This is a genomic window from Pectobacterium zantedeschiae (genome assembly GCF_004137795.1).
Lineage (GTDB): Bacteria > Pseudomonadota > Gammaproteobacteria > Enterobacterales > Enterobacteriaceae > Pectobacterium > Pectobacterium zantedeschiae.
This window is the reverse complement of the sequence record NZ_NWTM01000002.1, coordinates 587,987-610,288: the sequence shown is the minus strand read 5'-3', so window position 1 is coordinate 610,288 and position 22,302 is coordinate 587,987. Positions and strand designations below refer to the sequence as shown.

At 50.9% G+C, this 22,302-nt stretch carries 23 protein-coding genes; 10 read left to right on the top strand and 13 right to left on the bottom strand.

Features of this window, described 5'->3' with window-relative positions:
* Positions 1 to 70: 70 nt before the first annotated feature.
* On the bottom strand, positions 71 to 634 hold the full coding sequence (gmhB, locus tag CLR69_RS17320) for a D-glycero-beta-D-manno-heptose 1,7-bisphosphate 7-phosphatase (protein ID WP_129712066.1): 564 nt from the start codon (positions 632 to 634) through the stop codon (positions 71 to 73).
* Between the two features lie 181 nt (positions 635 to 815).
* On the opposite strand from gmhB, the gene metN reads away from it, so the two are divergent.
* From metN to proS, 6 genes are all read left to right on the top strand, one after another.
* Entirely contained in the window at positions 816 to 1,847 is a 1,032-nt protein-coding gene (metN, locus tag CLR69_RS17315) for a methionine ABC transporter ATP-binding protein MetN (RefSeq protein WP_129706332.1), read from the top strand.
* Positions 1,840 to 2,493 carry a methionine ABC transporter permease MetI gene (locus CLR69_RS17310; RefSeq protein WP_129712067.1) on the top strand — a complete coding sequence of 218 codons (654 nt, stop codon included), beginning with the start codon at positions 1,840 to 1,842 and terminating at the stop codon, positions 2,491 to 2,493. The genes metN and CLR69_RS17310 overlap by 8 nt, the downstream gene beginning before the upstream one ends.
* Positions 2,494 to 2,556: 63 nt before the next feature.
* Positions 2,557 to 3,372, top strand: coding sequence for a MetQ/NlpA family lipoprotein (locus CLR69_RS17305; RefSeq protein WP_010681578.1), 816 nt, complete (start codon positions 2,557 to 2,559; stop codon positions 3,370 to 3,372).
* Between the two features lie 118 nt (positions 3,373 to 3,490).
* On the top strand, positions 3,491 to 3,901 hold the full coding sequence (rcsF, locus tag CLR69_RS17300) for an Rcs stress response system protein RcsF (RefSeq protein ID WP_129706336.1): 411 nt from the start codon (positions 3,491 to 3,493) through the stop codon (positions 3,899 to 3,901).
* Positions 3,898 to 4,614, top strand: coding sequence for a tRNA (N6-threonylcarbamoyladenosine(37)-N6)-methyltransferase TrmO (gene tsaA / locus CLR69_RS17295; protein WP_129706339.1), 717 nt, complete (start codon positions 3,898 to 3,900; stop codon positions 4,612 to 4,614). The genes rcsF and tsaA overlap by 4 nt, the downstream gene beginning before the upstream one ends.
* A gap of 145 nt (positions 4,615 to 4,759) precedes the next feature.
* Entirely contained in the window at positions 4,760 to 6,478 is a 1,719-nt protein-coding gene (gene proS / locus CLR69_RS17290) for a proline--tRNA ligase (protein ID WP_129712068.1), read from the top strand.
* A 104-nt stretch (positions 6,479 to 6,582) separates the two neighbouring features.
* Here proS and rpoS read toward each other — a convergent pair whose 3' ends face one another.
* The 7 genes from rpoS to ftsB form a co-directional block, all read right to left on the bottom strand.
* Complete coding sequence (gene rpoS / locus CLR69_RS17285) at positions 6,583 to 7,575, bottom strand: RNA polymerase sigma factor RpoS (protein ID WP_129706343.1); 993 nt, start codon at positions 7,573 to 7,575, stop codon at positions 6,583 to 6,585.
* 53 nt (positions 7,576 to 7,628) lie between these two features.
* Positions 7,629 to 8,648: a murein hydrolase activator NlpD gene (nlpD, locus tag CLR69_RS17280; protein WP_197730588.1), complete on the bottom strand. Its 1,020-nt coding sequence runs from the start codon at positions 8,646 to 8,648 to the stop codon at positions 7,629 to 7,631.
* Between the two features lie 555 nt (positions 8,649 to 9,203).
* A complete protein-coding gene (locus tag CLR69_RS17275; RefSeq protein ID WP_129706347.1) occupies positions 9,204 to 9,830 on the bottom strand; it encodes a protein-L-isoaspartate(D-aspartate) O-methyltransferase in 627 nt (208 codons plus the stop codon).
* A 140-nt stretch (positions 9,831 to 9,970) separates the two neighbouring features.
* Entirely contained in the window at positions 9,971 to 11,017 is a 1,047-nt protein-coding gene (gene truD / locus CLR69_RS17270) for a tRNA pseudouridine(13) synthase TruD (protein ID WP_129712070.1), read from the bottom strand.
* Positions 11,018 to 11,135: 118 nt separating this feature from the next.
* Positions 11,136 to 11,633, bottom strand: coding sequence for a 2-C-methyl-D-erythritol 2,4-cyclodiphosphate synthase (gene ispF / locus CLR69_RS17265; RefSeq protein ID WP_129706351.1), 498 nt, complete (start codon positions 11,631 to 11,633; stop codon positions 11,136 to 11,138).
* 38 nt (positions 11,634 to 11,671) lie between these two features.
* Complete coding sequence (gene ispD / locus CLR69_RS17260) at positions 11,672 to 12,385, bottom strand: 2-C-methyl-D-erythritol 4-phosphate cytidylyltransferase (protein ID WP_129712071.1); 714 nt, start codon at positions 12,383 to 12,385, stop codon at positions 11,672 to 11,674.
* Between the two features lie 3 nt (positions 12,386 to 12,388).
* Complete coding sequence (gene ftsB, locus CLR69_RS17255; protein WP_129706355.1) at positions 12,389 to 12,724, bottom strand: cell division protein FtsB; 336 nt, start codon at positions 12,722 to 12,724, stop codon at positions 12,389 to 12,391.
* Between the two features lie 341 nt (positions 12,725 to 13,065).
* Here ftsB and CLR69_RS17250 point away from each other — a divergent pair, with 341 nt between their 5' ends.
* The 3 genes from CLR69_RS17250 (at position 13,066) to CLR69_RS17240 (ending at position 15,431) form a co-directional block, all read left to right on the top strand.
* Complete coding sequence (locus CLR69_RS17250) at positions 13,066 to 13,836, top strand: basic amino acid ABC transporter substrate-binding protein (RefSeq protein ID WP_129712072.1); 771 nt, start codon at positions 13,066 to 13,068, stop codon at positions 13,834 to 13,836.
* Positions 13,837 to 13,957: 121 nt separating this feature from the next.
* The gene (locus CLR69_RS17245) at positions 13,958 to 14,722 is read left to right on the top strand and encodes an amino acid ABC transporter permease (RefSeq protein ID WP_039306715.1); all 765 of its coding nucleotides are present in this window, start codon (positions 13,958 to 13,960) and stop codon (positions 14,720 to 14,722) included.
* Entirely contained in the window at positions 14,709 to 15,431 is a 723-nt protein-coding gene (locus CLR69_RS17240) for an amino acid ABC transporter ATP-binding protein (protein WP_005973500.1), read from the top strand. The genes CLR69_RS17245 and CLR69_RS17240 overlap by 14 nt, the downstream gene beginning before the upstream one ends.
* Positions 15,432 to 15,491: 60 nt before the next feature.
* Here CLR69_RS17240 and CLR69_RS17235 read toward each other — a convergent pair whose 3' ends face one another.
* From CLR69_RS17235 to cysG, 5 genes are read right to left on the bottom strand one after another with little or no spacing between them, the layout of a single operon-like run.
* Positions 15,492 to 15,824 (bottom strand): DUF3561 family protein, encoded by a 333-nt coding sequence (locus tag CLR69_RS17235; protein WP_197730590.1) that lies wholly within the window; start codon positions 15,822 to 15,824, stop codon positions 15,492 to 15,494.
* 57 nt (positions 15,825 to 15,881) lie between these two features.
* Positions 15,882 to 16,562, bottom strand: a complete 681-nt coding sequence (cysC, locus tag CLR69_RS17230; protein WP_242451649.1) for an adenylyl-sulfate kinase — start codon at positions 16,560 to 16,562, stop codon at positions 15,882 to 15,884.
* Positions 16,501 to 17,991, bottom strand: a complete 1,491-nt coding sequence (gene cysN / locus CLR69_RS17225; RefSeq protein ID WP_129712073.1) for a sulfate adenylyltransferase subunit CysN — start codon at positions 17,989 to 17,991, stop codon at positions 16,501 to 16,503. Before cysN ends, cysC begins: the two co-directional genes overlap by 62 nt.
* Positions 17,992 to 18,002: 11 nt before the next feature.
* Positions 18,003 to 18,911: a sulfate adenylyltransferase subunit CysD gene (gene cysD / locus CLR69_RS17220; RefSeq protein ID WP_129706364.1), complete on the bottom strand. Its 909-nt coding sequence runs from the start codon at positions 18,909 to 18,911 to the stop codon at positions 18,003 to 18,005.
* A 9-nt stretch (positions 18,912 to 18,920) separates the two neighbouring features.
* Entirely contained in the window at positions 18,921 to 20,363 is a 1,443-nt protein-coding gene (gene cysG, locus CLR69_RS17215; RefSeq protein ID WP_129712074.1) for a siroheme synthase CysG, read from the bottom strand.
* Positions 20,364 to 20,788: 425 nt separating this feature from the next.
* Between cysG and CLR69_RS17210 the strand changes: the two genes are divergently transcribed.
* On the top strand, positions 20,789 to 22,168 hold the full coding sequence (locus tag CLR69_RS17210; RefSeq protein WP_129712075.1) for an aldehyde dehydrogenase family protein: 1,380 nt from the start codon (positions 20,789 to 20,791) through the stop codon (positions 22,166 to 22,168).
* The last annotated feature ends 134 nt before the right edge of the window (positions 22,169 to 22,302 follow it).

Sequence of the window (22,302 nt, the reverse complement as noted above, 5' to 3'; positions counted from 1 at the left end):
GCCGATTCAGAAGCGCAAGCAAATCTAGTAAACTTTTTTCTGTTTGCGCATCTTTCATTCGTTCCGCTTGTTAACTGCGCGTTTTTATCCATTTTGGCAGCTCTGCGAGGCTTTCTAGCACGCCATCAGCCAGTGCTTCACCTTGCTCGGTAACAGGTTTACCGGTCCGAACTAGCAGTTTATGCCCGACACCAGCACCGATTGCAGCCTGCATATCCTCTAACTTATCCCCCACCATATAAGAAGCGGCCATATCAATGTGCAGATCACGCTGTGCGGAAAGCAACATGCCGGGTTCAGGCTTACGGCAATCACAAGCCTGACGGTATTCATCCTCACCAGCTTCAGGATGATGTGGACAAAAGTAGATGCCATCCAGATCAACATCACGATCTGCCAGCGACCAGTCCATCCATTCCGTCAGTTGCATAAACTGATCTTCTGTAAATTTACCGCGGGCGATACCGGACTGGTTAGTCACAACAACCAGCGCGAACCCCATCCCCTTCAACTCTCGCATAGCGTCGATGACACCATCAATAAATTGAAACTCGTCAATCTCATGAACATAACCGTGATCGACATTAATCGTGCCGTCACGATCAAGAAAAATTGCTGGAAGGCTTTGTGCCACTGACTTTGCTCCTGAATGGCGTAAATTACGCAGTAGTATCGCATGTTTTCGCCCGCAGAGAGAATGCAGGGCAGTGACAATCCAGATTGACTTAGACGTCTAGACGCCCTAACATCCATTTCATCTTCTGTTAATTCAGAAACTGATTTATCCAGCCATAGGCACTTACGATAAAAAACATATGATTGAACTTTCTAATATTACTAAGGTTTTCCAGCAGAATGGGCGGAGCATTACCGCACTGGATGATGTTAGCCTTCATGTTCCCACCGGGCAGATCTATGGCGTCATCGGCGCATCGGGTGCAGGTAAAAGTACACTGATCCGCTGCGTCAATTTATTGGAGCGACCAACAGAAGGGAAAGTGTTGGTAGATGGACAAGAACTGACACAACTGTCAGATAGCCAGTTGACACGCGCACGTCGGCAGATCGGCATGATTTTCCAACATTTCAACCTACTCTCTTCTCGTACCGTTTTTGGCAATATTTCGCTGCCGTTGGAACTGGATAACAAACCGAAAGCGGACATTACCAAGCGAGTCAATGAATTATTAGAACTGGTTGGGCTGGCAGATAAGCACGATGTCTATCCCGCCAACTTGTCCGGCGGACAAAAACAGCGTGTTGCTATTGCCCGTGCGCTGGCGAGCAATCCTAAAGTTCTGTTGTGTGACGAAGCAACCAGCGCGTTAGACCCCGCAACGACTCGTTCAATTCTTGAATTACTGAAAGACATCAATCGCCGCCTTGGCCTAACCATTCTTCTTATTACACATGAAATGGATGTGGTGAAACGCATTTGCGATCAGGTTGCGGTTATCAGTGACGGACAGCTCATTGAGCAAGACACCGTAAGTGAGGTCTTCTCACATCCAAAAACGCCGCTGGCGCAGAAATTCATTCAGTCGACGTTACACCTCGATATTCCTGACGATTACCTCACCCGACTGTCCCCTGACTCTCGCCCAGAAACTACGCCATTATTACGGATGGAGTTTACGGGCAAATCGGTGGACGCCCCACTGCTGTCAGAAGTAGCCCGACGTTTTAATGTTAATAACAACATTATTAGCGCTCAGATGGATTATGCCGGTGGCGTCAAGTTCGGCATCATGCTGGCAGAAATGCATGGCAACGATGCGGATATCAAAGCCGCAATCCAATTCCTGCAGGAAAGTCACGTTACTATTGAGGTCTTGGGTTATGTCTGAAGCAATGATGTGGTTAATGGCTAAGGGAGTATGGGAAACCGTCGCGATGACATCTGTTTCTGGTTTCTTTGGCTTTGTGCTTGGCTTACCGGTGGGCGTTTTATTATACACCACGCGCCCAGGGCAAATTATCGCCAATCCAAATCTCTACAGAACCGTTTCTGCACTGGTAAATATTTTCCGCTCGATTCCGTTCATTATTTTGCTGGTATGGATGATTCCTTTTACCCGCATCATTGTCGGAACCTCAATTGGTCTGCAAGCGGCTATCGTTCCTCTGACCGTAGGCGCAGCACCGTTTATTGCGCGTATGGTGGAAAACGCGCTGCTTGAAATTCCGACCGGGCTGGTAGAAGCCGCCCGCGCGATGGGTGCGACACCAATGCAAATCATCAAAAAGATATTGCTGCCAGAAGCGTTACCAGGGCTAATTAATGCCGCAACTATCACCTTAATTACGCTCGTAGGCTATTCTGCTATGGGTGGAGCAGTGGGTGCAGGCGGCTTAGGTCAAATTGGTTATCAGTATGGTTATATTGGTTATAACGCGACGGTCATGAATACGGTATTAATATTACTAGTTGTTTTGGTTTACCTGATTCAATTCTGCGGCGACAGGGCAGTAAAAGCTGTCACACACAAGTAATCATCACAATACGCATTTGCCTAAAGGCATCTGCCAAGAAAATAGTTAATTAGGGGTAAGGATATGGCGATTAAACTGAAATCTATTGCGACCATTGGCGCACTCATTGGTGCTCTGGCGCTAGCAGGATGTGGTCAGGAAGAAAAGAATCCTAATCATATTAAAGTCGGCGTTATTGTTGGTGCAGAACAACAGGTTGCAGAAGTTGCTCAGAAAGTGGCAAAAGACAAATATGGTCTGGACGTTGAATTAGTAACGTTCAACGACTACGTGCTGCCAAATGAAGCCTTGAGCAAAGGTGATATCGATCTGAATGCCTTCCAGCACAAACCTTATCTGGATCAGCAAATCAAAGATCGTGGATATAAACTGGTTTCTGTCGGTAACAGCTTTGTCTATCCGATTGCAGGTTACTCCAAAAAAATCAAATCCCTGAATGAACTGCAAGATGGCGCTCAAGTTGCGCTGCCAAACGACCCGACCAACCTGGGCCGCTCCTTGCTGCTGCTGCAAAAAGTCGGCTTGATTAAACTGAAAGACAACGTTGGCCTACTGCCGACCGTTCTGGATGTGACCGAAAACCCGAAAAATATCAAACTGGTTGAACTGGAAGCGCCACAACTGCCACGTTCTTTAGATGACGCACAAATCGCGCTGGCTGTAATCAACACCACTTACGCTAGCCAGATTAACCTGACGCCAACTAAAGATGGCCTGTTTGTTGAAGAGAAAGACTCTCCGTATGTAAACCTGCTGGTTTCACGCGAAGACAACAAAGACGCTGAAAATGTGAAGAAATTCGTTCAGGCTTATCAATCTGATGAAGTGAACGATGCTGCAAATAAAATCTTTAATGGTGGCGCGGTGAAAGGTTGGTAATCCAACCCTAACGTGTTTAATTAAAAGATATCTGCAAGACGGGCCACGGCCCGTCTTGTTATTTGTGCAATTGCTTGCTTCAATACTCGCTCTTTGAGAAAAAGCAGAGGAATCCTTAATGCGTGCTGTTCCCTTTGTATTGTTGGCAATGTCGCTGACAGGCTGTTCTTTATTTCAGAAGCCACCGGCACCGGCTCCTCAACCTGTTATTGAAACCAAAACCGCAGAACCCGCGCCAAAACCGAAGCCACCGACTCGTCCGGCTCCGGCGGTGTTATATAAAAGTGCAGAAGAATTAGTGGGTAAACCTTTCCGTGATATGGGCGAGGTTTCAGGTTCCTCATGTCAGGTCAGCGCTCAGGATGCTCCCCCCAACGCGGCAAATGCGCGTAAAAGAATGCAAAACCGCGCAACCGTCATGAAGGCCAATGCGGTTTTATTGCATGAATGCCAAACCGTCAGCGGTGTAGCGGGTTGTTACAGCCAAGTTGTTTGTCAGGGCACTGCGCTGAAAGTTTCTGCACAATGAGTCAATTTGTTTTCAATCAGATCGGGATTATCCGCTCACCGTATAAAGAAAAATTTGCCATTCCGCGGCAGCCGGGTCTGATTGAAGATGGAGGCGGAGAGCTTCAGCTATTATCGCCATACAATCAGGCGGAGTGCGTCCGAGGGCTGGAGGATTTCAGCCATATTTGGATATTGTTCATCTTTCATCAAACGATGGAAGGCGGCTGGCGTCCGACTGTTCGGCCACCGCGTCTGGGAGGAAACACACGCACAGGCGTTTTCGCTACGCGCTCCACCTTCCGTCCTAACCCTATTGGTGTGTCATTGGTTGAATTAAAAGGGATCCGTGCAAAAGGCGAGGCGATTACACTCGAATTAGGCAGTCTTGACCTAGTCGATGGCACACCAGTAGTGGATATCAAGCCTTATCTGCCCTTTGCAGAAAGTCATCCTCAGGCGCGAGCGGGTTTTGCCCAAATGGCGCCAGATGCCGCGATGCCGGTGTTTTTTTCGCCGCATGCAGAAAACCAGATCGCAGAACATCAAAAGAAATATCCCCAGCTAAAACGCTTTATCTCGCAGGTATTGGCACAGGATCCTCGCCCTGCCTACCGAAAAGGAGAAAGTACCACACGGGAATACGCCGTTTTGCTATTGGAATTCAATGTGCGCTGGCGCGTATGCGAAGAACAAACTGAAGTGTTAAGCCTCGACCCGTCTCATACGTGTTAATACACGAACCACAGCAATATATTCTAAAATTGTCCCTGCTCTCTTTTGACACGCCGCCCACGCTGGTAAACTAAGCCACTTTTTATGTGCTTTCGGCTGCCAAGCAGCCCTATGCTATTTCTCGTTCTAACGGAACTAAAACCCCATGCGTACTAGCCAATACATGCTCTCCACTCTCAAGGAGACGCCAGCCGATGCAGAAGTCATCAGCCATCAGTTGATGCTCCGGGCAGGAATGATTCGTAAACTGGCCTCCGGCCTTTACACCTGGTTGCCGACCGGTTTACGTGTTTTGAGAAAAGTTGAAAATATCGTGCGCGAAGAGATGAACACCGCGGGCGCAATTGAAGTGTCCATGCCGGTTGTTCAACCTGCAGATTTATGGGTAGAAAGTGGCCGTTGGGATCAGTATGGCCCCGAGCTACTGCGCTTTGTCGATCGTGGTGAACGCCCCTTCGTACTCGGCCCAACACACGAAGAAGTCATTACTGACCTGATTCGTAATGAAGTCAGCTCTTATAAGCAGTTGCCGCTGAATTTCTTCCAGATTCAAACCAAATTCCGCGATGAAGTTCGCCCACGTTTTGGTGTCATGCGCTCGCGTGAGTTCCTGATGAAAGACGCCTACTCTTTCCATACTTCGCAGGAATCCTTGCAGGCCACCTACGACGCCATGTACGCCGCTTATAGCAAGATTTTCAGCCGTATGGATCTGGATTTCAGAGCCGTTCAGGCAGATACCGGCTCTATCGGTGGTAATGCTTCACACGAATTTCAGGTACTGGCGACCAGCGGTGAAGACGATATCGTTTTCTCAACAGAATCCGACTATGCGGCAAACATCGAGCTTGCAGAAGCCGTCGCGCCGAAGTTAGGCCGTGCGGAAGCGAAGGAAGAACTGCGTCTGATTGATACACCAAACGCCAAGACCATCGCCGAGCTAGTTGAGCAGTTTAACCTGCCAGTAGAAAAAACCGTGAAGACACTGCTGGTTAAAGCAACGGAAGAAAGCGGTCATAAACTGGTTGCGTTGCTGGTTCGCGGCGATCACGAACTGAACGAAATCAAGGCGGAGAAAATTGCTCAGGTAGCAAGCCCGCTGACTTTCGCAACGGAAGACGAGATCCGCGCAATCATCGGTGCAGGCCCTGGTTCACTGGGTCCAGTCAAGTTGTCGATTCCAGTCGTTGTTGACCGCACCGTTGCCGCTATGAGCGACTTCAGCGCTGGCGCGAATATTGATGGTAAACACTATTTTGGCATCAACTGGGAGCGTGACGTTACGCTGCCGCAGGTTGCAGATATCCGTAACGTGGTTGAAGGCGACACCAGCCCAGACGGCAAAGGCACACTGCAAATTAAACGCGGTATCGAAGTCGGCCATATTTTCCAACTGGGCAGCAAATATTCTGAAGCGCTGAAAGCAACCGTTCAAGGTGAAGACGGACGCAATCAGACGCTGACGATGGGCTGTTACGGTATTGGTGTGACGCGCGTTGTCGCAGCGGCGATTGAGCAGAATCATGATGAACGCGGTATTATCTGGCCAGACGCCATTGCGCCTTTCCACGTTGCTATCCTGCCAATGAATATGCACAAATCTTTCCGCGTGAAGGAAGTGGCAGAGGATATCTACCAGCAGCTACGCGCTAAAGGCATTGAAGTTCTGCTTGATGATCGTAAAGAGCGCCCAGGCGTGATGTTTGCCGATATGGAGTTGATTGGCGTACCGCACACTATCGTTATTGGCGATCGTAATCTGGATAGCGAAGAGATTGAATATAAGAGTCGCCGCGTCGGTGAAAAGCAAATGATTAAAACCGGTGAAATCATCGATTTTCTGCTGGCGAATATCGTACGCTAATCGCCGTCAAATCGCCCTTTCATACAGAAGGGTGAATACAGGCATAAAAAAATGGTGGGTTCCCCCACCATTTTTTATTTCAACATATCGTAATCCGCTACGAATTATTCACGAAACAGCTCTTCAATGCTTAACCCCTGAACCTGCAAAATTTCCCGCAGGCGGCGTAAGCCTTCAACCTGAATCTGACGAACACGTTCACGCGTTAAGCCGATTTCACGACCGACATCTTCCAGCGTAGCCGCTTCATACCCTAACAGGCCGAAACGACGCGCCAGCACCTCACGCTGCTTGGCATTAAGCTCAAACAACCATTTAACGATATTCTGTTTCATATCGTTATCCTGCGTGGTGTCTTCAGGTCCGTTGTCTTTTTCGTCTGCCAGAATATCCAGCAGCGCTTTCTCCGAATCACCACCTAGCGGGGTATCAACGGAAGTAATACGCTCATTCAAACGCAGCATGCGGTTGACATCATCAACAGGTTTATCAAGCTGTTCGGCAATTTCTTCCGCACTCGGCTCGTGGTCCAGTTTGTGAGACAACTCGCGCGCGGTACGCAGATAAACGTTGAGTTCTTTGACAATGTGAATAGGCAAACGGATGGTGCGGGTTTGATTCATGATCGCCCGCTCTATCGTCTGTCGAATCCACCAGGTAGCGTAGGTCGAAAAACGAAATCCTCTTTCTGGATCGAATTTTTCAACCGCACGGATCAGGCCGAGATTACCTTCTTCAATCAAGTCCAGCAGCGCCAGACCACGATTGTTGTAACGGCGGGCAATTTTCACCACCAGCCGCAGGTTACTCTCGATCATCCGGCGGCGCGATGGGACATCACCACGCAACGCGCGTCGGGCAAAATAAACTTCTTCTTCTGCGGTTAAAAGCGGCGAATAGCCAATTTCTCCCAAATAGAGCTGTGTTGCGTCCAGGACACGCTGTGGGACCCCTTGTGCTAATAGCTCGTCTTCCGCCGAGTCATTATCATTGGTATCTTCCTCTGCCAGCGCTTTATCGTCAAAAACGTCAAGTCCATTTTCTTCGAAATCGGTATCTTCATGTAACTCGTTAACTTTCAGCGTACTTTGGCTCATAAGTGGCTCCTACCCGTGATCCCTTGGCAGAATACCGAAATACTCTGCCCGATTTATCGCTGCGGCAGAAAACGCAGCGGGTTTACGGATTTCCCCTTGTAACGAATTTCAAAGTGCAAGCGAACTGAGCTTGTGCCCGTACTGCCCATCGTAGCGATTTTTTGTCCTGCCGTGACGTCTTGTTGCTCACGGACTAGCATCGTATCGTTATGGGCATAGGCACTGAGGTAGTCATCATTATGTTTGATGATTATCAGATTTCCGTAACCACGTAGCGCGTTACCGGCATACACCACTCGCCCACTGGCGGTTGCGGTGATCGGTTGCCCACGTGAGCCGGCGATATCAATCCCTTTATTTCCCCCCTCGGAAGCGGAGAAACTATCTATGACTTTCCCATCGGTAGGCCAACGCCAACTGCCGACAGCAGCCGTATTGCTGCTGGCAACAGCCGCTGGAGCGGAAACAGGAGCGGTTGTTGGTGCCCCTGCCGTAGGTAACATCTTACCTACATTCTGTTTACCCTGATTACCAGAATACGCATTAGTTGACTGAGAATCAACCGATGTAGTTTGTATTTGATTACTGGATGGTGGCGTCGGTACCCCACCTCGGGTGGCATCGGTTGTTGCCAGCATTCCACCACCGCTCGTCACGCCGCCTGAAGCGTTGTTGCCGGATACGTTACCTAAACTCAATGATTGCCCTACGTTAAGGCTGTATGGTTCAGGGATATTGTTGCGCTGCGCCAGATCCCGATAGTCATTGCCGGTAATCCAGGCGATATAAAACAGGGTATCTCCCCGTTTAACGGTATAGGCATTACCGCCGCTGTAGCTGCCTTTCGGAATATTACCGTAGCTGCGATTGTAAACAATTCGCCCTTCGGACGTCGTTGCAACACTTTCACCCGCCGTTGAAATGCGTGATGGTGGCGCAGATAACATTCCCCCTCGGCTGCCCGTATTTCCGTCAACGCTGCTGATCGGTGCGGATTTGGAATTATTGTTGGAGCATCCAGCCACACCTAAGACAATTACCATACACGCAGCAATGTGACGCAAATTCATCATTCGGCTTCCCATGCGCCTTACTCCCCTATACCTATAGCGTTCAAAAAAGTAACTATATCCGTCATACTTCAAGCTGCATATGCGTTGGCTTATCTTACTCACCCAGTCACTTAGTGATGTAAGTGACTGGGGATTAATGAGCCTCATAAATGAAGCTCCCCCTTCGGGCCAGCGCTAGCGCTGTTCAAATCGGTTAGAACCAATTTGTCGTGCGACTGCCGCCTACCTGCAACTCGAACTATTCAGGCTATATAACATTCAAAAAACAGTCATACTCAGAACTCAATTCGGACATGTGTACCTCGCATCCGCTGTAGCTTCACTAATCGTAGCCTAACTGACCGTAGCGTAAATGATTGTAGCGTAAACGATATCCGGTGTTTTATTCGTTAGTTGGTACGAGAAAGATCGCTACTTCACCATCGCTGGCGCATAAGCAAAACAGGAGAGGCACCGCGATGATTAGATGCTAACAATATCAACAAGTTCGCACCATAAAACAGTTGTATTGAAATTTTAAAGACTTAACAACACATGCATACAGCCGCCACGGTATCAGGCTAACTCCCCTTTGACCAGCGGAACAAACCGAACCGCTTCAACCGTTTTAATAATAAATTCACCAGCATGGCGCTGAACGACCTGTAGTATTTGTGACTGTTCCCCAACGGGCAACACCATCACACCGCCCTCATCAAGCTGTTCCAACAGGGCCCGAGGAATTTCCGGCGGCGCCGCAGTCACGATAATGGCATCAAACGGCCCACGCGATGCCCAGCCCAGCCATCCATCACCATGACGAGTGGAGACATTATGCAGATCAAGCTGCTTTAAGCGGCGTTTAGCCTGCCATTGCAGCCCTTTGATGCGCTCAACCGAGCAAACATGCTGAACCAAATGCGCTAAAATCGCCGTTTGATAACCTGAACCGGTGCCAATCTCCAGCACGCGAGATACAGGCGTCAGGTTAAGCAATTCCGTCATCTTCGCGACCATATAGGGCTGCGAAATAGTCTGACCGGAACCAATAGGCAGAGCGGTATTTTCATACGCTTTATGTTCGAAAGCTTCGTCAACAAAACGTTCTCTGGGTACGGCTTCTATCGCCGTCAGCAGACGTTCGTCCTGAATGCCCTGTTGGCGCAACTGCACCAACAACGTTTCTATACGTTTGTTTACCATTCCCCGCCGACCTCAGCTCTGGTTAACCTCGTCACCAATACAGCAATTTTCCCGCACAGGGGTAAGCCAGCCGCCGCAATTACACGGTTGCCAGCATTGATTCTCTTCAACTATTTTCTGAAAAAAAACGCTGTTGCACATCAGGCACCTATGTCGGTATCCTGCTGTGAATGCAGCACTTCACGCACCACACTAGTCGCAAAACTGCCCGCAGGTAGCCAGAATTTCACTTCCACGGTCGCGTCATCCTGCCATTCCCAGTGCATCTGCTGGGGATAAAGCAACACAGCGCGCCGGGCAGACTCGACCCGCTCACGCTTGACCAAAGACCACAGCGTTTCTTGTCCGGTCAACGCCTGCTCTTCAAATACCCGTGCATCATCCTGCGTGCCCAGTTCACCATCTCCAGGCAGCGGCGCAGTAATCTGGAGTTCGCCAGCGTCAAGACGCGCCTGCAACGTTTCCAGCTCATCAGCTTTAGCAACAAACCAACTGCCGCGTCCTGTTAGCTGCAATGCATCACCACACAGAACCGTTTTCATCTGCTGCCCCGCAAGCCGTGCGCTGGCAACCTGATTAAACATCGCACTGCGGCTGGCGGAAAGATAAAAACTGCGCTTACTGCGTTCTTTTACTCTAATATCGTTATTTGCCCAAAGACGAGCCTGTTCAAGATTATTCCCGTTTCGTCCGAAACGCTGGCTACCGAAATAATTAGGAACGCCATTTGCAGCAATCTGCGCTAAACGGGCGTCGACCTCGTCCCGGTCACTCACCTGACGCAACACCAGAGTAAAATGGTTACCTCGCAGCGTACCGATCCGCAACTTGCGGCGGTGGCGAGTTACTTCAAGTACGTCACAGCCTTCCAGCTCCAACAAGGAGAAATCTGGCGTCTCTTTTCCCGGCATGTGCAGGCAAAACCACTGTTCTGTGACGGCATGGCGATCTTTCAGACCCGCGTAGCTGACGGCACGTAGCGGTAGACGAACAAATTTCGCCAGCATCTCGGCCACAAATTGCGTATTGCAGCCGCGCTTACGTACGCGCACCAAGACCTGCTCACCATCACCATCTGGCAGAAATCCGAGGTCTTCCACCACCAGAAAATCTTCCGCAGTCGATTTCAATGAGCCGGTAGCCTGTGGTTCTCCGTGCAGCCAGACGAGTTGTTCGCTATTTTCCATCGTTATCCTACAAGGTACATGACCGGATAACTCACGGTTATGTACCTTGTTTCTTATACTGTTAATTTTCGATTATTGGTCAGATATTGTTGGTAAACAATTTTTATAAAACAAACTCTTACCACGCAACAATTTCGCCCGTTTCTTTTTTCACCAACAGGGCAACGGCTTCGCACGCAATACCTTCGCCGCGACCAGTAAAGCCTAACTGTTCCGTCGTGGTCGCTTTCACATTGACGTCGTCCATATGGCACAGCAAATCTTCCGCCAGATTCACGCGCATTTGTGGGATATGCGGTGCCATTTTCGGTGCCTGCGCAATAATCGTGACGTCCAGATTACCCAGTTGATAGCCTTTGTCATTGATACGACGCCAGGCTTCACGCAGCAAGCCACGGCTGTCCGCCCCTTTAAAAGCCGGATCGGTATCAGGGAACAGTTTACCAATATCGCCCAACGCGGCAGCGCCTAATAAGGCATCGGTCACCGCATGCAGCACCACATCCCCATCGGAATGTGCCAACAGACCTTGAGTATAAGGAATTCGCACGCCACCGATCACCAGCGGACCTTCTCCACCGAACTTATGGACATCAAAACCGTGACCGATACGCATCGCGCATTCTCCTTATGTATTTAGCGAATAAAATGAGATTACTGCAAACTGGTTAAATAGAATTCGGCTAATGCCAAATCCTCTGGACGCGTGACTTTTATATTGTCCGAACGTCCGCTGATAATTTGCGGGCGATAGCCACAATATTCCAACGCGGAGGCTTCATCTGTGACGGCAACGCCATCCTGAAGCGCACGTTGCAGACACTGTTTCAACAGTGCCGCAGGAAAAAGCTGCGGCGTCAGCGCATGCCACAAATCGTTACGTTCTACTGTGCGATCGATAAACCCGCCCGTACTGCGTTTCATGGTATCACGAACCGGCGCGGCTAGAATTCCACCGACATCACTCTGCTCGACAATCGCCAGCAAGCGCGCCAGATCGTCCTGATGCAGGCACGGACGCGCCGCATCATGCACCAACGCCCACGCGCTGTCGTCAACGACAGCTAGCCCAGCCAGAACGGAATCCGCACGCTGTAGCCCACCCGTTACGGCACAAATACGGGGATCGTTGGCAATCGCAAGAGTATGAAAGACGGTGTCATCTGGACTGATAACGACGACGACACGCTGTACTTGTGAATGGCGTAAAAGCGCGTCGAGGGTATGTTCAAGAATAGTTTTATGGCCAGTAGCATCATTGCCAATCGTCAGATACTGCTTAGGACGATCGTTTTGCATCCGGCTACCGTTGCCCGCAGCGGGCAAAACGGCAACAATTTCAGGCGGGGAAAAGCTCGGTGTTTGCATGCGTCAACGTTGTGTGTTGTTGGATGAAGTATTGTTAGATGAAGGCGTGTTCGCGTTACGGTGACCCGACTCTGGCACCAGACGATAGAAGCTTTCACCGGGTTTGATCATACCCAGTTCATTGCGTGCACGCTCTTCAATCGCTTCCTGTCCGCCATTGAGGTCGTCAATTTCGGCAAACAGTTGTTCATTACGGTCTTTTAATTTGGCATTGTTCCCCTGCTGGACAACAACATCATCCTTCACCCGAACATAATCGTGAATGCCATTCTTACCCAGCCACAGTGAGTACTGAAGCCAGCCAAGCAATATCAATAATAACAGCGTAAGCTTTCCCATCCCGCCCCCTGAAAAACCGCCTAATCATCCCATAACTTTTGTTTTGACTCCACTGTGTCCACCTGTGGAAGACAATATTCACCCTGCGTCATGCCCAAATGGGGATATTTCGGGCAGAAAATCACGTCAAACATGCTCCCAAGTAACACCCGTGTCATCTGTTCTCCCCGCGTACTTTCTGCGATCTCAGCCATTCGCCAGAAGAGACAAAAGCATCGAAGCGGCATGGCTAAAACCGTCCACAGGAAAACGTCTGTTGAACCATTAATGCTATCTGTGTATTTTTATGCATACAAAGTGCATAAAAAAAGAAAATTTTACATTTAAACCAGGAGAAACCCATGTTCAAAAAACTGTTATTCGTTGGTGCGCTTTTCGCCACCGCATTATCCACTAGCGCCTTCGCAGCTGAACCTACTTACGTTGTCGGCTCTGGCGGAACCTACCGCCCATTTGAGTTTGAAAATGCGCAGAAAGAGCTGGAAGGTTTTGATATTGATATTATTAAAGCGATCGCCAAGGCGGAGAATTTTAATATCAAGCTGATCAATACACCGTGGGAAGGCATCTTTGCGACTCTGAACTCTGGCGACCGTGACATTATCATCTCCGGTATCACGATTACCGACAAACGTAAGCAAATGGTCGATTTCTCTGCGCCTTATTTCCCTGCTGAGCAGTCCATCGTGGTGCCTAAAGGTTCAACGATCGACTCAATTGCTGCCCTGAAAGATCACAAAGTGGGTGTCGTGAACTCCAGTACTGCCGATATCGTAGTCTCCGACGTATTAGGCAAAAACAGTACATCGATTAAGCGCTTTGATAACACCCCGTTAATGTTACAAGAGCTGTATGAAGACGGTGTGGGTGCCGCAGTTGGCGATGTGGGCGTGGTGAAGTTTTACATTAAGACTCACCCTGAAAAACAGTTCAACCTGGTTTCTGACGCCAAATTCGAACGCCAGTATTTCGGGATCGCCGTAGCGAAAGGCAACGATAAACTACGCGAGAAGATTAACGCCGGGCTGAAAAAAATCGTTGCTGATGGCACCTACGCCAAGATCTATCAAACCTGGTTTGATAACAATGTGCCGACCTTACCCGCAGAGTAATATCAGCACCTCTCCTGGTTTCAATCGCCTCGTGTGAGACATCGCACCAACCGGACAGTCAGCCTGTCCGGTTTAATTTATAAAAACCATTACGTTAGCCTATTCAAAAAAGGAAACGATCTTGACGGGATTTCGTTGGGAGATCATTCAGGAATATGCCCCGCTATTTATGGAAGGCACCTGGATGACCATCAAATGCACCATTATTTGTGTCATTCTTGGCACTTGCTGGGGATTAACGCTCGGATTAGGCCGCTTAGCACAAGCGCCGCACGGACCGTGGAAATACATACTGCACTACGGTGTTCAATGGCCGGTTCGGATCTATATCAGCGCCTTCCGGGGCACGCCGTTGTTTGTACAGATCATGGTTGTGCACTTTGCTCTGGTACCGCTATTCATCAACCCACGTGACGGGCTATTGGTGACAAGCAATATTATGTCGGTCGATTTTGCCCGTACGTTACGCTCGGATTACGGCGCGTTCCTCTCTTGCATAGTGGCGATTACGCTGAATGCGGGTGCCTATGTCTCCGAGATATTCCGCGCCGGTATTCAATCTATCGATCGCGGCCAGATGGAGGCTTCACGCTCTCTCGGCATGAGCTATGGTCGCACCATGCGAAAAGTCATCCTGCCACAGGCTTTTCGCCGTATGCTGCCGCCGCTGGGTAATAATGCTATCGCCATTGTGAAAGATTCATCGCTGGCGTCGGCAATCGGATTGGCGGATCTCGCCTATGCCGCGCGCACGGTGTCAGGGGCTTACGCCACGTACTGGGAACCCTATCTGGCGATATCTATCGTCTATTGGGTTATTACTTTCCTGCTCTCGCTGCTGGTGCGGCACATGGAAACGAGGTTTGGCAAAAGTGATTCACGTTAATAACCTGCAAAAACAATTTGGTGATACCCATGTCCTGCGTGGTATTTCCTGTGATATCGCACCTCAGGAAGTGCTCTGCCTGATTGGCCCATCCGGCTCAGGAAAAAGTACCTTTCTGCGCTGTATCAACGCCCTGGAGACGCTGTCGGCAGGCGAGATTACTGTTAACGGTTTTGCCATTCACGATCAGAAAACCGATATCAACCGTATGCGTGAAAGCGTCGGTATGGTGTTTCAGCGCTTTAATCTGTTCCCACACATGACGGTGTTGGAAAATGTGATTATGGCCCCGATGGGGGTGAAGAAATTACCCCGTGCGCAGGCCGTTGAGCGTGCTAAAGCGTTGCTTAGCAAGGTCGGGTTGCTGGATAAAATCGATGCCTGGCCGAACAGCCTGTCCGGTGGTCAGCAGCAGCGTGTTGCTATTGCCCGCGCGTTAGCGATGGAGCCAGCAATCATGCTGTTTGATGAGCCCACATCGGCACTAGACCCGGAACTGGTTGGCGAAGTGCTGGCCGTGATGAAAACGCTGGCAAACGAAGGCATGACGATGGTCATCGTGACCCATGAAATGGCCTTTGCCAGAGAAGTCGCTGATAGAGTGATCTTTATCGATCAGGGAATTATTCAGGAACAGGGCACACCAGAGGCGATCTTTACTCATCCGAGTAACCCGCGCACGCAGGCTTTCTTGAGCAAGATCCTGTAAATACGTTGAATGCGGTAAAATAACGGGCTGTCAGCGTCCACGCTGTCAGCCTTCTCCCCTTTACCACCCCGTCAGAAAAGAAAAGACCAGCCAGAACAAACAGACCACCGTCAATCCCGTCGCAAAAAGCGTATAAAAAAGATAACCTCTCAGCAAAAAGCTAAGCCCGACGCCAACCAGCACCGAAAACGGCATCAGCGCCAGAAAGAACGGCCAAGTATAGAGCATAAAGAAAAACGTGGTATTAGAGCCGTATACCAGAAAAGGGATGCTAAAGGCCAACCAATAAAAGGAGAACCCCGTCACCGCCCCCATAAACAGGTAGGAAACGCCGTCATCCTCTTCTTGCGCTGGCCGAGTCTTGCTAATCGTTAACTGCGTGGCATTTTGCATAATCTTTCCCATTCTTCCCCTGCATCACCCAACAGCGCGGTGAAAAAAGCGGGGACATCAGAGCTTGATAATAGCTCGCTTGCCAAGCAGATCTAACAATTGGTCGGTCAAATTTGTTACGAATTGTTCACCATCCAGATGACTATCCGGCGCTTCCGGCGCTTCATATACCGAGTCGATTCCCGTGAAATTACGCAACTCCCCCGCACGCGCTTTTTTGTACAGCCCTTTAGGGTCACGCGCTTCACAGGTAGCTAACGGCGTATCCACAAAGACTTCAATGAATTGCCCTTCTCCCAGCAAATCCTGCACCATTTTTCGCTCGGCGCGATGCGGCGAGATAAACGCAGTCAGAACCACCAGACCCGCATCGACCATCAGTTTGGCGACTTCACCCACGCGACGAATGTTCTCGCGCCGATCGTCGTCGGTGAAGCCCAGATCCCGACACAGTCCGTGCCGAACGTTATCGCCGTCCAGCAGGTAGGTGCTGACGCCACGCTGGTGCAGCGCTTGTTCCAGCGCCCCCGCCAGCGTGGATTTACCGGATCCAGATAGCCCGGTAAACCAGATAACGACGCCCTGATGGCCATGCAGTTTTTCGCGCGACTCACGGGTAACATTATGCGCATGCCAGATGACGTTATCGTCGGTTGGCGAGTGGCGTAAAGACACGTTATTTGCCTCCCAGCAGATCGCGCGCACCCCAATGCGGGAAGTGACGGCGAACCAATGCATTCAGTTCCAGTTCAAACGCGCCATACGCACCCGGCTCCTGATACACCTGTTCGATAGGTTCCCGTACCAAACCAGCTCCCACCGTGACGTTGCTCAGACGATCGATAAAGATCATCCCGCCTGTCACCGCGTTATGCTGGTAATTGTCCAGCACCAGTGGCTCATCAAAAACCAACTCAATCGAACCGATGCCATTTAGCGGCAAGCTTTCCGCTACGCGCTGCGTCAGCGAATTGATATCAACCTGATATTGGATATTCTCGACCCTGGCACGCGTTTTCTTACCACCAATCTTGATATCGTAGCTTTGTCCCGGTACCAGCGGCTGTTCTGCCATCCAGACGACATCCACCAGCGCATGCTGCACCGCTTTCAGCGATTCGCTGCTGTCGACCAGCAGATCGCCACGGCTGATATCAACCTCATCTGCCAGCACCAGCGTAATCGCTTCACCCGCTTGCGCCTGCGGCAAATCGCCGTCAAAGGTCACAATACGGCTGACGGTAGACTCGACACCGGACGGCAACACTTTGACCCGCTGTCCGACACGGATAATGCCGGAGGCCAGCGTGCCCGCATAACCGCGGAAATCGAGATTCGGGCGGTTGACGTATTGCACTGGGAAACGCATCGGCTGTTCCAGCGTGCGCTGCGCCACATTGACCGTCTCCAGCACGTCCAGCAGCGTTGGCCCGGTATACCACCCCATCGTCGTGCTTGGCGTCGCGACATTGTCGCCATCCAATGCGGAAATCGGCACAAAGGTAATATTCAGGTCGGCAGGCAGCTGCTGGGCGAAATCCAGATAATCCTGCTTAAACTGTTCAAATACCGTTTGCTGATAATCCACTAAATCCATTTTGTTCACCGCCACCACCAGATCGCGAATACCCAACAGGGTTGCGATAAAGCTGTGACGACGGGTTTGATCCAATACGCCTTTACGCGCATCAATCAGCAGGATCGCCAGCTCACAGGTCGATGCGCCAGTTGCCATGTTACGCGTGTACTGTTCGTGCCCTGGCGTATCGGCGATGATGAATTTACGTTTTTCCGTCGAGAAGTAGCGATAAGCGACATCAATCGTGATGCCCTGCTCGCGCTCAGCCTGAAGCCCATCGACCAGCAGCGCCAGATCCAACTTTTCGCCCTGCGTCCCCAGCCGCTTGCTGTCATTGTGCAGCGTGCTGAGCTGATCTTCATAAATCTGGCGAGTATCGTGCAGCAAACGGCCAATCAGCGTACTTTTTCCGTCGTCGACGCTGCCACAGGTCAGGAAACGCAGCAGCGTTTTATCCTGCTGCGCGTGTAAATACGCTTCCACACCACCTTGCTCGGCGATCTGCTGTGCAATCGCATTATTGATGACGACTGCATCTTTCTCAGCCGCATTTTCTGCAACTGTGTCTTTTAAAGAAATTTGGCTCATTCGACGATTCCTCAGAAATACCCTTGACGCTTTTTCAGCTCCATTGAACCGGCCTGATCGCGGTCAATTACCCTTCCCTGACGCTCACTGGTCGTGGAAACCAGCATCTCTTCGATGATTTCCGGCAATGTCTGCGCATGCGATGCTACCGCGCCCGTCAGCGGCCAGCAGCCTAGCGTGCGGAAGCGCACCATGCGCTGTTCGATCACTTCACCCGGTTGCAGATCGATGCGATCGTCATCCACCATCAACAACATGCCATCACGCTCTAGCACCGGACGCGGGGCGGCCAGATACAGCGGGACAATATCGATGTTTTCCAGATAGATATATTGCCAGATATCCAACTCTGTCCAGTTGGAAAGCGGGAAAACGCGGATACTCTCGCCTTTGTTAATCTGACCATTGTAGTTATGCCACAGTTCCGGGCGTTGGTTCTTTGGATCCCAACGGTGGAAACGGTCGCGGAAGGAGTAAATACGCTCTTTGGCACGTGATTTCTCTTCATCGCGACGTGCCCCGCCAAACGCGGCATCAAAACCGTATTTATCCAGCGCCTGCTTTAGACCTTCGGTTTTCATGATATCGGTATGCTTGGCACTGCCGTGCACGAAGGGGTTAATTCCCAACGCTTCACCCTGTGGGTTGCGGTGCACCAAAAGTTCACAGCCGTAGGCCTTCGCCGTACGGTCGCGGAATTCGTACATTTCACGAAATTTCCAGCCAGTATCAACATGCAGCAACGGAAAAGGCAGCGATCCGGGATAGAATGCTTTGCGCGCCAGATGCAACATCACCGAAGAGTCTTTGCCGATGGAATACATCATCACCGGGTTACTGAACTCGGCCGCCACTTCGCGGATGATGTGAATGCTTTCGGCTTCGAGCTGCCGTAAATGCGTGAGTCGTTTCTCGTCCATACCCTTTCCTTAAGCCAAGTTTACTACCGCTGGGCGGCTGTCTTGTGCCACCGTCGGCGTTGTCTGACCAAACCAGGCAATCTGATGATGCAAATCCACCACCTCGCCAATCACCAGCAATGCCGGTGTCGGCGCTTGCCGTGCCAAATGTTCTAACTCTTGCAGCGTGCCAATTTGCACCTGCTGATCGTGTCGAGTACCGCGACTGATGACAGCAACTGGCGTCTGTGCTGAGCGACCATGCGCGATAAGCTGCTGTGAAATCTCCGCTGCCTTCATCGTTCCCATGTAAATTGCCAGCGTCTGACGCCCACGAGCCAGTGTTGACCAGTCCAGCGCGTCGCCATCGGGACGACAGTGTCCGGTAATAAACAGTACGCTCTGTGCATAATCACGGTGCGTCAACGGAATCCCCGCATACGCCGTGACACCCGCTGCGGCCGTCACACCGGGCACAACCTGAAAGGTGATCCCTGCCTGCGCCACCGCTTGCAGCTCTTCACCGCCGCGGCCAAATATGAAGGGATCGCCCCCTTTCAGGCGCACTACCCGCTTGCCTTCCTGCGCCAGCTTCACCAATAGCTGATTAATCTCATCCTGCGGCAGCGAGTGCGTGCTGGCGCGTTTCCCGACGCAGATGCGTTCGGCATCGCGGCGCACCAGGTCCAGTACCTCGGCGCTGACCAGATGGTCATACAGCACCACATCCGCCTGCTGCATCACCTGTAATCCACGCAGCGTAAGCAACCCGGCATCACCGGGGCCTGCGCCAACCAGTGCCACTTCACCTCGCGCAGCCGCAGGCCGTTGCTGTTCGTCTTGCTGATTAACCAACTGCTGTTGTAGTTCGTCTTCGGCCAGATCCAATTGTCCGGCGGAAACCAGCGATGCAAAGCGTCCGACAAACAGCCGTTCCCAAAAGCGACGACGGGCTGACATCGAATGCAATCGGGTCTTAATCCTGTCGCGCCAGCTTCCGGCGATTTCTGCCATCGTCCCCAAGCTGGCGGGCAATAATGATTCCAGTTTTTCACGCAGTAACCGCGCCAGCACCGGTGCCTGCCCACCCGAAGAAATCGCCACTACCAGCGGAGAGCGGTCGACAATCGAGGGAAAAATAAACGAACACTTCGGCTGGTCGTCCACCACGTTGACCAGCAAATGGCGCTGGTTCGCCGCCTCAAACACCGCGGCATTCAGCTCGGCGTCATCCGTTGCGGCAATCACCAGAAATACGCCGGATAACAGTTCCGGTGTAAAAGATTGCGCCAGCCATTCAACATGCCCAGCCTGATGCTGTGCTGCCAGCGGTTCCGCCAGCGCCTGTGCGACAATTTTTACCTCCGCACCCGCGCGTTGCAGCAGATCGATTTTGCGCGTAGCAACCTCACCGCCGCCGACGACCAGTACCGGACGCTGACGAAGATCGGCAAATATAGGGAGATAGTTCACAATCGCCTTAACTAAGCAAAAAAGTAGATAATGCGACTATACGGTGAGGACAGAACACTTATGAAATGCCGAATTGGAATGACAAGTTCCGTAATGGAATAACAGTAAAATAAATCCGACTACTCACACATCCTCGTCAGCAATCGACCTTACACCAACATTTGTTCGAAAGAGTTTATGACGCACGTCAAAGTTGCGGATAGTTTGCCGATTTTTGATATTTGCTTTTCCAGATTCATAGCAACATGCCAGTAGCCCCGCGGGCAGCAAAAAGCCATTAACGAGAAGAGGTTCACACGATTCGTTCAAGCGTTGACTGAACAGAATGGATCTAGATTCCTCGTGGTATGGACGCGAATCTGTTGTGGTCATGCCACGACAAACGTCAAGCCAAATTAGCTTATTAATAGAAGAGGATTGCGCGTATGGAACAATCAACACTCGAGCTCAACGCCCCGGTACGCCCTGTTACTGATTTCAATGCACAATATGGGATCTTTGCCTCTCTGGACGATGCCGTCTCTGCAGCCACGCACGCGCAAAAACAGCTGGATAACATCATTGTGCGGCAAAATGTTATCGCGGCCATCCGTCAGGCTGGCGAACGCTATGCGCAGGTTCTGGCCGAAATGGCTGTGGAAGAAACCGGCATGGGACGCGTGGCGGATAAATATGCCAAAAATGTCTCACAGGCGCGTAGTACGCCCGGAACCGAGAGCCTGTCGGCAAAAGTAGTGACAGGAGATAACGGACTCACGCTGATTGAAAACGCACCATGGGGCGTCGTGGCATCCGTCACGCCGTCAACCAATCCGGCCGCCACCGTTATCAATAATGCCATCAGTATGATTGCCGCAGGCAACAGTATCGTTTTTGCTCCACATCCCTCGGCAAAGAAAGTGTCGCTCTACACAATCAGCCTGTTGAATAAAACCATTGTTGCCGTAGGTGGCCCAGAGAACCTGTTAGTGACGGTGGCAGAGCCTAATATTGAAACTGCACAGCGGCTATTCCGGCACCCCGGTATCAGCCTGCTGGTTGTAACTGGGGGCGAAGCCGTCGTGGAAGCTGCCCGCAAACATACAGACAAACGGTTGATTGCCGCTGGAGCGGGGAATCCACCAGTCGTTGTTGATGAGACAGCAAATATTGAACGCGCCGCACGTGATATTGTTCGCGGCGCATCGTTTGATAACAACATTATCTGTGTTGATGAGAAAGTGGCAATCGTGGTCAACAGCGTCGCCGATGAATTATTGTCGGAAATGCAATACCACCAGGCTGTCTTACTCACTCGTCAACAAACCGAGCAACTTCAGTCATTGTTACTCACCGATATTGATGAGCATGGGAACGGCCGTCCACATCGTGATTGGGTAGGTCGCGACGCGGCCAAAATTGCGGCAGCCATTGGTTTGGATGTGAGCGAACACACTCGTCTGTTACTGGCGGAAACGGACGCGAATCACCCATTCGCCGTAACCGAAATGATGATGCCGGTTCTGCCCATTGTTCGTGTGCGGGATGTGGAGGAAGCCATCAAACTTGCCATCCATCTGGAAGGCGGACGCCGCCATACCGCCGCCATGCATTCGACAAATATTAATAATCTGCACAAGATGGCGAATGCGATCAACACCAGCATCTTTGTGAAAAATGGCCCCTGTATCGCGGGATTAGGATTGGGCGGCGAAGGGTGTACGTCCATGACCATTTCCACGCCGACGGGCGAAGGTGTGACATCCGCACGCACTTTTGTGCGAATTCGACGCTGTGTGATGGTAGATATGTTCAGGATCGTTTAATTTTATCAGTACCATACCTTAAATAATTCGAGTTGCGTGAAGGCGGCAACCGACTGAATCCCCGGGAGTTTACACCAGTAAGTGACCGGGGTGAGTAAGGGCAGCCAACGCACAAGCAGCTTGAAGTATGACGG